The organism is Arenimonas sp. (assembly GCF_035312645.1).
GTDB lineage: Bacteria > Pseudomonadota > Gammaproteobacteria > Xanthomonadales > Xanthomonadaceae > Arenimonas.
In genome coordinates, this window is the sequence record NZ_DATGBO010000044.1 from 1 (window position 1) to 12,627 (window position 12,627).

Genomic DNA, 12,627 nt, shown 5'->3' on the forward strand with positions numbered 1-12,627 from the left:
TGGAAATCGAAGTGACGGCGCCGCGTGCCGACAACGAGGCGCAGCGCGAGGCCTACGCGAAGCTCGCGGAAGTGTTTGCGAAGAAGTAGGGAAGCGCGGCTTCGGGAGCGGCGTTAGCCGCGGCCAGAATCAGCCCGGAACGAGCAACGAGTTGATCACTTCGATCAGCTGCGTCTCGGTGAAGGGTTTGGTGATGTAGGCTTTGGCGCCCTGGCGCATGCCCCAGACCTTGTCGGTCTCCTGATCCTTGGTGGTCACCAGCACGACCGGAATATGCGCGGTGGTGGCTTCCTTGGAGATCGCTCGGGTTGCCTGGAACCCGTTGAGGTTGGGCATGACCACGTCCATCAGGATCAGGTCGGGGAGCGTCGCCTTGGCCGCTTCGACGCCCGCCGCGCCATCTTCGGCACTCAATGCCTCGTGGCCGAGCTTCTCCACGATGCGCTTCATGCCCATGAGCTGGGACGGGGAATCGTCAACAATCAGGATGCGTGCCATAGGGGCCCTCCACAAAGATTGCGTGATTGTATGCCTGTGAAAGCCGGATGACGCAAGAATGAGATCACAGTTTGACGATTGTCCGACCGAAGGAGGCTCCAGCCAGCATGGGCGGGAAGACCTCGGGCAACTCTTCCAGGCTCGCTTCGCGCGTGCAGATGCGTTCCAGCGCGGCTGGTTTCCAGTCCGATGCCAGATGCGACCAGACCGCCTCGCGGATGTCCCGGGCCGTGCCGGCAGAGGCGATACCCAACAGGGAAACGCCGCGGATGATGAAAGGCATGACGGTGGCCTCCAGCGTCGGGCTACCGGCCAGGCCACAGCTCGCGACATTGCCGTAAGGCGCGATCTGCGCGAGCAGAGCGCCCAGCATCGGGCCACCGACGTTGTCCAGGGCGCCGCCGAAGCGCGCGGTATCCATGGGTTTGTTCGTCAGGACGGCGTCGCGCCCGAGCACCGCGCTGGCGCCGAGTTCGCGCAGGTAGTCGCCGTGTTCGGCCTTGCCGCTGATCGCATGGACCAGATAGCCGGCGCGGGCAAAGATCGCCGTCGCAAGGCTTCCGACGCCGCCGGTCGCGCCATTGACCGCGATCGGGCCGAGCTCCGGCGACTGGCCGTTCTGCTGCATGCGATACAGGGCCAGTGCGGCGGTGAAGCCAGCGGTGCCCAGGATCATGCTCTCGCGCAGGCTCAATCCATCCGGCAGCGCGATCGCCCATTTCGATTCCAGCCGCGCGATTTCGCTGTAGCCGCCATCGCGGGTTTCCGACAACCCGCAGCCGGTGCACAACACCGCATCGCCTTCGCGGAATTTCGGATCACTGGAAGCAACGACATGGCCGGCGACATCGATGCCGCCATTGAGCGGAAACGTCCGCAGGATTTTTCCTTGCCCGGTACCGGCGAGCGCGTCCTTGTAATTGACACTGCTGTAGGCGGTCTTGATGACGATCTCGCCGGGGCTGAGCGTATCGACAGTCATGCTCTCGATTCCGGCGCGGTGGCCGGAAACGTCGCTGTGGATACGGAAGGCGCGGAAGGGGTTTTGGTCAGTCATTGCGACTCCATCATTCCGGCAGGTGCCGGGAACCGGCTATGTGATATCTGGGTATAGATCGCGCCACGACGGATTCATTTTTTCGATCAATTCGATCTTCCAGATGCGTTTCCATTCTTTGATGCATTTCTCGCGATGGATGGCGGAGACCATCGTTTCGTGTTGCTCATGCCAAACCAGTTCGTGAACGCGATGTTTTGCGGTGAATCCGATGACTGCTCCGGTCTTGTGCTGCCAAATGCGAAGGCGTAAATCCGAGGTGACACCAACGTAAAGTGTTCCGCGTTCGCTGCTGGCAAGTATATAGACGCAGGGCATACGTTCGCGCATTTCGATTGATTCTGTAGAGACGTGCGAGCTTCTGTAATTTGTGGCCGACCGTCAGTCAGCGTGTGCCGGATGTTCTGTAGGGCATGGTTGCCCAGAGTCCGTCATCCCGGCGAAAGCCGGGACCCATTTGTTTTTTCCTGTCTCGAAAGATCAATTTTGGTCCCGGCTTTCGCCGGGATGACGGGAAAAAAGCGGGCCGAGGAACAAACAAGAAAGCCGCCTTTCGGCGGCTTTCCTGCAATGCATCGATGGTGCTCGAAAAGGTGATCGAGAAAAACCTCGCCGCTCAATTCGCCTTGTGTATCGCCCGCTTGTCCACGGCGAGCGCCGCTTCGTGCACAGCTTCCGACAGCGTCGGATGCGCGTGGCAGATGCGCGCGAGGTCTTCGGCGGAGCCGTTGAATTCCATCGCGACGACGCCTTCGTGGACCATTTCCGAGACGTTCGGTCCGCACATGTGCAGGCCGAGGATGCGGTCGGTTTCTGCGTGCGCGATCACCTTCACCAGGCCGGCGGTTTCGTTCATCGCGACGGCGCGGCCGACGGCGGCGAACGGGAAGGTGCCAACCTTGTACGGAATGCCGGCGTCCTTGCATTCTTTTTCGGTCTTGCCGACCCAGGCGATTTCCGGCTCGGTGTAGATCACCCACGGCACGGTGTCGAGGTTGACGTGGCCGGGCAGGCCGGCGATCAACTCGGCAACTGCGATGCCTTCCTCGGATGCCTTGTGCGCGAGCATCGGGCCGCGTACGCAGTCGCCGATCGCCCAGATGCCGTCGGCACCCGTGGCGCAATGTTCGTCGACGACAACGCGGCCGCGCTCATCGAGCTTTACGCCGGTGCCATCGGCGAGAAGGCCGGCGGTGGCGGCTTTGCGGCCGACCGAAACCAGCAGCTTGTCGACGACGATCGTCTGCTCGCCGGCGGCATCGGTGTAGGTGACGTGGACTTCCTGGCCCTTGATCTCGGCTTTGCTGACTTTCGCGCCGAGCTTGATGTCCAGGCCCTGTTTCTTGAATTCGCGTGCGGCGGCTTTGGCGATGTCGGCGTCGGCGGCGGCGAGGAACTCAGGCAGGGCTTCGAGGATCGTGACCTCGGCACCGAGACGGCGCCAGACGCTGCCGAGCTCGAGACCGATCACACCCGAGCCGATCACGCCAAGGCGTTTCGGCGTACTGCCGATGTCGAGCGCGCCGGCATTGTCGAGGATCAGCTTGTTGTCGTATTTCGCGAACGGCAGTTCGATCGGCGCCGAGCCAGCCGCGAGGATCACGTGCTTGGCGGTGATCTCGGCGACGTTGCCATCGTGGCCCTTGATGCTGATCACCTTGCCCGGCTTGAGCGTGGCGAAGCCAGCGATCGGCGTGACCGCATTGCCTTTGATGCCCTTGAACAACACGTTGATGCCGCCGGTGAATTGCTTAACGATCTTGTCCTTGCGCGCGATCATCGCGGTGACGTCGATCTTCGCATTGTCGGCGCTGATGCCGTGGTCCTTGAAGCTGTGCGTGAGGTTGTGGAACTGGCGCGAGGAATCGAGCAGCGCCTTCGACGGAATGCAGCCGATATTGAGGCAGGTGCCGCCGAGCGCGGGCTTGCCGTCCTTGCCGATGAAGGCGTCCACGCAGGCCGTTTTCAGGCCCAGCTGCGCGGCGCGAATCGCGGCCACGTAACCGCCGGGGCCGCCGCCGATCACAACTACGTCGAATTGTTCGCTCATGAAACTTCCTCTGGAGACGGGAGAGGAGAGACGGGAGACGCAAGAGCTGGGGTCTTTCTCCCGACTCCCTTCTCCCATCTCCCGGCATTACAGGCCCAACAGCATCCGGTGCGGATTTTCCAGCTGGTTCTTGATGTCGACCAGGAACAGCACCGCGTCCTTGCCATCGATGATGCGGTGATCGTAGGACAGCGCGATGTACATCATCGGCGCGATCACAACCTGGCCGTTCTCGGCGATCGGACGCTCCTTGATGGCGTGCATGCCCAGGATCGCCGACTGCGGCGGATTGACGATCGGCGTCGACATCAGCGAGCCGAAGGTGCCGCCGTTGGTGATCGTGAAGGTGCCGCCCTGCAGGTCTTCAAGCTTGAGGCCACCTTCGCGCGCCGCTTTCGCGTAATTGGCGATCGCCAGCTCGATGTCGGCGAAGCTCTGGTTTTCGACCCCGCGCAGCACCGGCGTGACCAGGCCTTTTTCGGTGGCGACTGCGATCGAGATGTCCGAGTAGCCGTGATAGATCACGTCGGTGCCATCAACCGAGGCGTTCACCACCGGATACTTGGCCAGCGCGTTGGCTGCGGCCTTGGCGAAGAAGCTCATGAAGCCGAGCTTGATGCCGTGGGTCTTCTCGAACGGCTCGCCCAGATCCTTGCGCATCGCCATGACCTTGCCGAGGTTGACCTCGTTGAAGGACGTGAGCATCGCGATGGAATTCTTCGACTGCATCATGCGTTCGGCGATGCGCTGGCGGATGCGCGTCATCGGCACGCGCGATTCCGGGCGGGCGCCGCTGGCGACATTGGCGCCGCCGCTGTTGACGAAGTTGACGAGGTCTTCCTTGGTCACCGCGCCGCGACGACCGGTGCCGGCGACATCGGCCGGATTGACGTCGTTGCGCGCAGCGAAATTGGCCGCGCCCGGCGGCAGCGCCGAATCGATCTTCGCAGGCGCAGGAGCGGCTTTAGCCGCGACTGGTGTCGCCGAAGCCGCGGCCGGAGCCGTTGCAACAGGCGCAGCAGCCGGCGCCGCAGCAACCGCGCCTTCCTCGATCACCGCGATCACCTGCGAACTGGTGACGGTGTCGCCTTCCTTGAACTTGATTTCCTTGAGCACGCCGTCGACTGGCGAGGGCACTTCCAGCACGACCTTGTCGGTTTCCAGATCGAGCAGGTTCTCGTCGCGGCGGACGCTGTCGCCGGCTTTCTTGTGCCAGGTAGCGATGGTGGCGTCGGAAACGGATTCCGGCAGAACCGGTACTTTGACTTCGATGCTCATGGACAGGGCCCTGGGTGAGGTTTCGGTTATTCGCTGACGTGTTCGCCGTTGGCCGGATTGACCAGCGCATCGGCGAGCAGCTTCGCCTGTTCGGCGTTGTGCGTGTTGAGATGTCCGCAGGCCGGCGCGGCGGAACGGCTGCGACCGACGTAATGCAGGTTCTGACCGGCTTGCAGGCAGAAGCGCAGGTGATGCTGGACCTGATACCACGCGCCCTGGTTCTGCGGCTCTTCCTGGCACCAGATCACTTCCTTGGCGTTGCCGAAACGCTTGAGCTCGGCTTCAAGTTCGGCGCGCGGGAATGGATACAGCTGTTCGATGCGCACGATCGCCACGTCGGTAAGACCCTTGGCATCGGCGGCCTCGGCGAGGTCGTAATAAACCTTGCCGCCGCAGACCACGACGCGCTTGGCTTTCGTCGCGTCCTTGCAATGGCTGTCCGGGATCAAATTCTGGAAGCTGCCATTGGCGAGCTCGTCCATCGTCGACACCGACACCTTGTTGCGCAGCATCGATTTCGGCGTCATCACCACCAGCGGCTTGCGCGTGGCACGCAACATCTGCCGGCGCAGCATATGGAACATCTGCGCGGGCGTGGTCGGTGTGCAGACTTGGATGTTGTTGAGCGCGCACAACTGCAGGAAGCGCTCGAGGCGCGCGGAACTGTGCTCCGGGCCCTGGCCTTCATAGCCGTGCGGCAGGAACAGCACCAGGCCGCAGAGGCGCTCCCATTTCGATTCGCCGGAGGTGATGAACTGATCGATCACCACCTGCGCGCCGTTGGCGAAGTCGCCGAACTGGCCTTCCCAGATGTTGAGCGTCATCGGCTCGGCGGTGGAATAGCCGTACTCGAACGCCATCACTGCTTCTTCGGAAAGCAGCGAGTCGATGATCACCGCGTGCTCGGGCTGCGGTGCGAGTTCGGCGAGCGGCATGTAGGTGCCGTCGGTGACCTGGTCGTGCAACACGGCATGACGATGGAAGAAGGTGCCGCGACCGGAATCCTGGCCGACCAGGCGCAGGCGATAACCTTCGGTGAGCAAAGTGGCGTAGGCGAGGTTTTCCGCGAAACCCCAATCCATTGCCAGCTCGCCGGTCATCATCTTGCGGCGGTCTTCGTAGATCTTGGCGACGCGCGGATGCAGCGTCAGCGTCTCCGGTAGCGTGTTGATCTTCTTGGCCAGGCTGTCGAGCGAGAAGCGCGCGAGACCGGTCTTGACGGCGTCGGCCAGCGTGCCGTTCAACCACGGCGTCCAGTCGACACCGAACGGGTCGCCGTCGACCTTGGCGATCTCGGTAGTGACGTCACCGCGATCAAGCTTGTCGCGATAGGCGTCGACCAGCGCCTTGCCGGCATCAGTGGCGATCGCGCCCTGCGCGACCAGCGCGTCAGCGTAAAGCTCGCGCGTGGTCTTGCGGGCGCGGATGTTCTGGTACATCAGCGGCTGCGTCGCGGCCGGTTCGTCGGCCTCGTTGTGGCCGTGGCGGCGATAGCAGACCAGATCGATGACGATGTCGCGGCCGAACTGCTGGCGGAAGTCGTAGGCGACCTGCGCGCAGAACACCACGGCTTCCGGGTCATCGCCATTCACGTGGATCACCGGCGCGCCGATGATCTTGGCGGGATCGGTGCAATACAGCGTCGAGCGGGCGTCGTCGGGGCGGCTGGTGGTGAAACCAACCTGGTTGTTGATCACCACATGCACCGTGCCGCCGACCGCGAAACCGCGCGCCTGCGACATCTGGAACAGTTCCATGATCACGCCTTGGCCCGCGAATGCGGCATCGCCGTGGATCAGGATCGGCAGCACCTGCTTGCGCTCGCCGTCCTGGCGGCGCATCTGGCGCGCACGCACGCTGCCGGCGACCACCGGATTGACGATCTCCAGGTGCGAGGGATTGAAGGCCAGCGCGAGATGCACCGGGCCGCCGGGCGTGGCGACATCGGCGGAGAATCCCATGTGGTATTTCACGTCGCCGCTGTGTTCGGGTGTATCGGGATGGTCGAAGCGGCCTTCGAACTCGGCGAAGAGTTTCTGCGGCGACTTGCCCAGGGTATTGATCAGCACGTTGAGACGGCCGCGATGGGCCATGCCGATCACGGCGTCCTTGACGCCGGTGCTGCCACCGCGACGGACCAGCGTGTCCATCAGCGGAATCAGCGAATCGCCGCCTTCCAGCGAGAAACGCTTCTGGCCGACGTACTTGGTGTGCAGGTAGCGCTCAAGACCTTCAGCCGCGGTGAGGCGCTCGAGAATGCGTAGTTTGTCTTCCTTGGCGAAACCCAGCGCGCCGGCGGCGCCTTCGAAGCGCTCCTGCATCCAGCGCCGCTGCGCGGCGTCGGAGATGTACATGAACTCCGCGCCGATGGTGTTGCTGTAGGTCGCCTTGAGCTTGGCGACGAGGTCGCGCAATTTGTACTTGGGGGCGCCGAAGTAGGTGGCGACAGCGAATTCGTGGTCGAGGTCGGCATCGCTCAGGCCGTGGAAGGCGAGGCTGAGGTCGGGCGCGTCCTGCGACGGGGCCATCGCGAGGGGATCGAGGTGTGCCGCGAGATGGCCGCGGGACCGGTACGCCGTGACCAGCTTGCCAACCGCAGTCTGCTTGCGCGCTGCTTCCTCATCGATGCTGCCAGCGCTGGCGTGGGCACCCTGCCTGGCGGCGGCCTGCACTTGCATCATCACGACCGAGTGCGGGACGTCGCCGGCTTCGCGGCCCTTGAAGCCGTCGAAATACGCCTTCCATTTGCTGCCGACGCTGTCGGGATTGACCAGGTACTGCTCGTACAGGTCTTCGATGAAGGCGGCATTGCCACCGGAAAGCTGCGAGGACTGAGAAAACTGCTTGATCAGGCTATCCACGGCGTCCGCTCGGGCCCCATTAGGAGTGCAGGCCAAGTCATTGTTCGGGTTGGGATTCGTTGCCCTGCCGGCCAAGGGCAGACAAGGCCGGGAAGTATAACGCGAGCGGGAAGGGCATTAGTACCCGTCTCCCAGGCCCTACAACCCTAGCGCGCGGAATTCCGTGCACGGCCGGCAGCGTTCCCAGACGCGGCCGAAGTGTTCGTTGAGCTGGCGGCTGCGCGCGGGCAGGGCCGGGCTCCAGTCGCCTTCGAAGCGACTGCCGAGTAGTCGGAACAAGTAGCCGTCGTGATCGCTGGCCAGATAGACCGAGGCGTATTGCAGGTCCTCGGGGTCGACCGGTGTGCGGAACTGGAACGCGGTCGGCAAGCGCTGCGCCAATGCCAGCAAAGGATGCGGCTGGCGCTGCGCGAGAACTGGATCCTGCACCAGGATGCGCGCGACGCCGCCGCGGCCCGACACCGCGAACTGCTTGAAGGCATCGACCACCGCCGGCTGCGCGTACAACGCGTGTTCGAGATCGCGGGTATAGGCGACCAGACCACGACGCGCTTCGACGATCACCCGGCAGGTGGCTTCGATCGCTGCGTCGACATGATCGAATTCGATCGCTTTCTGCGACGGTCCGCGCGCGGCGGCGGTATGTCGCTGCAGCGGTTCACGCGGCGGTAGCGCGAGCTTCATCGCCTGGTGCTGGATACCGGCTTCCTCGAAGCGCGCGTCGTATTCGACGAAGCCGAATTTCGCGTAGAACCCGATCGCATCGACCTGGGCATTGAGGCTGACCTCGCTCCAACCCAGGTCGCGAGCCTGTTCGATCAACGCCTGCAGCAGGGCATCGCCGACGCCCTTTCCGCGCCATTCGCGCAGCACGGCCATGCGGCCGATCTTGTGTTCGGGCGTGAGCCGGCCGGTGCCGATGGGTCGATGTTCGCTGTCGCGGGCGATGACGTGGTGGCAGAGCGGATCGAGCTCGTCCCACTCCATCTCGATCGGCACGTTCTGTTCGACCACGAACACCGGCTCGCGGATGGCGCGCAGGTCGTCGATATCGGCCGTGTAGTCGGCGGGTTCGACGCGAAAATCCGGGATATCCAACGTGTTCATTGGCTCCTCCTCGGCGGGTTATTTGCGGGATTTTGGCGGACGTTGCAGCTGATAGTGCCCTTGGCCGATCAAGGTTTCCAGCGCCGCGCGTGCCGGCGCATCGAGCTTGGCGAACGCCGCTTCATCGAGGGCATCGTAACTGGCAAGCAAGCGCGCGGATGCGGCGCCCATCGCATACGACTCGCCGGTTACGAACAGCGTCGCCTGCTTGCCATCCTTCGCCCAGGCCGTGCGCGCGAACGGATGCCGCAGCAGCAATCCGCCTTCGAGCAGGGTTTTCTCAACCACCGCGAGGCTTGGCGTTTTCGGCGCGGCGGAAATTTCGCCGGAGGCACGATAGCGGGTGATGAAACGGCCGAACCATTCGCGTTTCTTCGCGGCCGGCAGATCCTGCAATGCGGCGAGTGCGGCATCGACGCGCGCAAACGCGGCCGCATCTATTTCAAAAGCATCTTCGGGTTCGTTCAGATCGGGATCGCCATAGCGCGATTCCTCCGGCAGTGTCGCGGCGATTTCCTCGGCAAGATCGACGATCAATTCGGCTTGCGACGGCGCGCGCATGCCGATCGAAAACGTCATGCAGGCATCGACCGCCTCGCCGTGATGCGGCACGCCCGGCGGCAGATACAGCATATCGCCGGGTTCGAGTATCCACTCGTGCGACGGTTTGAATGTTTGCAGAAGTTTCAGGTCGACATCGGGGCGGAAGGCTTTCGACGCTTTCGGATTCGTATCGATCTGCCAGCGACGCTGGCCCTGCGCCTGCAGCAGGAAAACATCGTATTGATCGACATGCGGGCCGACCGAGCCGCCCGGCGTGGCGAAGCTGATCATCACATCGTCGACGCGCCAGGCCGGCAGGAAGCGGAAGCGGTCGAGCAGGGCGCGCACGTCCAGGTCCCACTTGTCCATGTCCTGCACGAGCAGGGTCCAGTCCTTCTTGCCGAGTTTCGGAAATTCCGATTCGGCGAACGGGCCGCTGCGCAAGGTCCACGCATCTTTCTTGCGGTTGTAGTTGACCAGGCGCGAGAGCGCAGCTTCTTCGCAGGCGAGCCCGGCGAGGTCTTCCGGCGCCAGCGGCGCGTCATAGTCGGGAAACGCCTGCCGGATCAGCAACGGTTTTTTCTGCCAGTAATCGCGCAGGAATTGCGCGACAGGCAGACCGAGGAAGTTTTTTGCTGTGGCGGCAACTTCGATCATGGCTGGCGTCCTCATCATGCTTTGGTAGGAGCGACGCAAGTCGCGAAATGCCCGGCAGGTTTTCGTAGGAGCGATGGCAATCGCGACGAGAGGTCTCGCGCCAGGCACGGTCGCGATTGCCATCGCTCCTACGCAATCAGATTCTTTTCGCCAGCGCTTCCGCCAAGCCCACGTATCCGCCCGGCGTCAGCGCCAGTAATCTCGCCTTGGCATCGGCAGGCAGATCCAGCCCGGCGACGAATTCGCGCATCGCCGCTTCGGTGATGCCCTGGCCGCGCGTCAGCGCTTTCAACTGCTCATACGGGTTCGGCAGGTCATAGCGACGCATCACCGTCTGCACCGGCTCGGCCAACACTTCCCAAGCGGCATCGAGGTCGGTGGCGAGGCGTTCGGGATTGGCGCTGAGCTTGCCCAAGCCGCGCATCAGCGCATCGATGGCGATCAGCGAATGGCCGAAGGCGGTGCCGAGCGCGCGCAGCACGGTCGAATCGGTGAGGTCGCGCTGCCAGCGGCTGATCGGCAGTTTCTCGGCGAAATGCGTCAGCAAGGCATTGGCGATGCCGAAATTGCCTTCGGCATTTTCGAAATCGATAGGGTTGACTTTGTGCGGCATGGTCGACGAACCGACTTCGCCGGCTTTCACCGACTGCTTGAAATACCCCAGCGAGATATAGCCCCAGATGTCGCGGCACAGATCGATCAGGATGGTGTTGATGCGGCGCTGCACGTCGCACAGTTCGGCGATGCCGTCGTGCGGTTCGATCTGCGTGGTGTAGGGATTGAAGGTCAGGCCCAGCGATTCGACGAAGCGCTGCGCGAACGCCGGCCAGTCGATTTCCGGGTAGGCGACGATGTGCGCGTTGTAGTTGCCGACCGCGCCGTTGATCTTGCCGGGCATCTCGATCTGCGCGAGTTGCTTCTGCTGCCGCAGCAGGCGCGCGAGGACGTTGGCGATTTCCTTGCCGACCGTGGTTGGCGACGCGGTCTGGCCGTGCGTGCGCGACAGCATCGGCAGCGCGGCGTGTTCATGCGCCAGCGCGCGCAGCTTGTCGGCGAGCGCGGCGATGGACGTGGCGATCACCTGCGCGCGCGCCTGGCTGAGCATCAGCGAATAGCTGAGGTTGTTGATGTCTTCGGACGTGCAGGCGAAGTGCACGAATTCCAGCGCCGGTCCGAGCTCGGCGTCGCCCTTGAGTTTTTCCTTGATGAAATATTCCACGGCCTTGACGTCGTGGTTGGTGGTGCGCTCGATCTCCTTGACGCGGGTGGCGTCGGCGACAGAGAAACCCGATGCCAGCGCACGCAGGCGTTGGGTCGCGGCGGCAGTGAACGGGGCGAGTTCGACGATGCCTTTTTCCATCGCCAGCGCCAGCAGCCATTCGACTTCGACCGTCACCCGCGCCTTGATCAGGCCGTATTCGGAGAAGATCGGCCGCAGCGCTTCGACCTTGCCGGCGTAGCGGCCATCGAGCGGAGACAGGGCGAGCAGGGTGTGTTCGGACATGGGCGCGATTCCGGAAAAACGAAAGGTGACGACGGCGCCTTGTCGCGAGGTTCCGGGCGGAGCCAGGAGCGCGGCCAGCGCGGGCAAGGCGCAAATTCTACACGGCGAGCGGGGCTATCATTCCGGCAAACCGTCTCCAGGATGCTGCCGATGACCGCCAAGACCCGCCTCGAACACGACAGCCTGGGCGAACTTCGCGTCCCCGCCGATGCCTTGTACGGCGCGCAGACCCAGCGTGCGGTGGACAATTTCCCGATCTCCGGCCTGCGTCTGCCGCGCAGCTTCATCCGCGCGCTGGGCCTGATCAAGGCATCGGCGGCGACGGCGAATGCCGGGCTGGGACTGCTGCCGAAAAATGCCGCCGCGGCGATCGCCAAGGCCGCTGAGGACGTAGCTGCCGGCGAGTTCGACGGACATTTCCCGATCGACGTCTTCCAGACCGGATCGGCGACGTCGAGCAACATGAATGCCAACGAGGTGATCGCGACGCTGGCGTCACGCACGCTGAAAAAGCCCGTGCATCCCAACGATCACGTCAACCTCGGGCAGAGTTCCAATGACGTGATTCCCACGGCGATCCAGGTGTCGGCGGCGCTGGTCTGGCAGGAGCAATTGCGACCGGCGCTCAAGCATCTGAAAGCGACTATCGACCGCCGCGGAAAATCATTGGCGAAGGTGATCAAGACCGGGCGCACGCATCTGATGGATGCGATGCCGCTGAGCCTGGGCCAGGAATTGTCGGCGTGGTCGGCGCAGCTGGCCTCGGCGATCGAGCGCCTCGACGACAGTGCGCGTCGCCTGCATCGATTGCCGCTGGGTGGTACTGCGATCGGCACCGGCATCAACGCCGATCCGCGTTTCGGAAAACGGGCGATTGCGCAACTGCGCGAGCGTACTGGTGTGAAATTTTCCCAGGCGACGAACCTGTTTGAAGGCATTGCTTCCCAGGACGCGGCGGTGGAGTTTTCCGGGCAGCTCAACACGCTTGCCGTGGCCTTGAACAAGCTCGCCAACGACCTGCGCTGGATGAATTCCGGGTCGCTGGCCGGGCTCGGCGAAATAGAATTGCCCA

10 protein-coding genes are annotated in these 12,627 nt (G+C 63.4%); 1 reads left to right on the top strand and 9 read right to left on the bottom strand.

Annotated features, from left to right (window positions below; all coding sequences use genetic code 11):
• Window positions 1-129 precede the first annotated feature (129 nt).
• From VKM35_RS03800 to purB, 9 genes are all read right to left on the bottom strand, one after another.
• Window positions 130-498: a response regulator gene (locus VKM35_RS03800; protein ID WP_324318523.1), complete on the bottom strand. Its 369-nt coding sequence runs from the start codon at window positions 496-498 to the stop codon at window positions 130-132.
• Window positions 499-562: 64 nt separating this feature from the next.
• Entirely contained in the window at window positions 563-1,555 is a 993-nt protein-coding gene (locus tag VKM35_RS03805; RefSeq protein ID WP_324318525.1) for a YhdH/YhfP family quinone oxidoreductase, read from the bottom strand.
• Between the two features lie 36 nt (window positions 1,556-1,591).
• On the bottom strand, window positions 1,592-1,885 hold the full coding sequence (locus tag VKM35_RS03810; protein WP_324318527.1) for a GIY-YIG nuclease family protein: 294 nt from the start codon (window positions 1,883-1,885) through the stop codon (window positions 1,592-1,594).
• Window positions 1,886-2,171: 286 nt separating this feature from the next.
• Window positions 2,172-3,605, bottom strand: coding sequence for a dihydrolipoyl dehydrogenase (lpdA, locus tag VKM35_RS03815; protein ID WP_324318529.1), 1,434 nt, complete (start codon window positions 3,603-3,605; stop codon window positions 2,172-2,174).
• A gap of 87 nt (window positions 3,606-3,692) precedes the next feature.
• Window positions 3,693-4,883 carry a dihydrolipoyllysine-residue succinyltransferase gene (gene sucB, locus VKM35_RS03820; protein ID WP_324318530.1) on the bottom strand — a complete coding sequence of 397 codons (1,191 nt, stop codon included), beginning with the start codon at window positions 4,881-4,883 and terminating at the stop codon, window positions 3,693-3,695.
• 26 nt (window positions 4,884-4,909) lie between these two features.
• Entirely contained in the window at window positions 4,910-7,744 is a 2,835-nt protein-coding gene (locus VKM35_RS03825; RefSeq protein WP_324318531.1) for a 2-oxoglutarate dehydrogenase E1 component, read from the bottom strand.
• Window positions 7,745-7,882: 138 nt separating this feature from the next.
• Window positions 7,883-8,851, bottom strand: coding sequence for a GNAT family N-acetyltransferase (locus tag VKM35_RS03830; RefSeq protein ID WP_324318532.1), 969 nt, complete (start codon window positions 8,849-8,851; stop codon window positions 7,883-7,885).
• An 18-nt stretch (window positions 8,852-8,869) separates the two neighbouring features.
• Window positions 8,870-10,051, bottom strand: a complete 1,182-nt coding sequence (locus tag VKM35_RS03835; RefSeq protein ID WP_324318533.1) for a cupin domain-containing protein — start codon at window positions 10,049-10,051, stop codon at window positions 8,870-8,872.
• 136 nt (window positions 10,052-10,187) lie between these two features.
• Complete coding sequence (gene purB, locus VKM35_RS03840; RefSeq protein ID WP_324318535.1) at window positions 10,188-11,555, bottom strand: adenylosuccinate lyase; 1,368 nt, start codon at window positions 11,553-11,555, stop codon at window positions 10,188-10,190.
• A 150-nt stretch (window positions 11,556-11,705) separates the two neighbouring features.
• Between purB and VKM35_RS03845 the strand changes: the two genes are divergently transcribed.
• The coding region (locus VKM35_RS03845; RefSeq protein ID WP_324318537.1) for a lyase family protein at window positions 11,706-12,627 on the top strand (922 nt) is incomplete at its 3' end.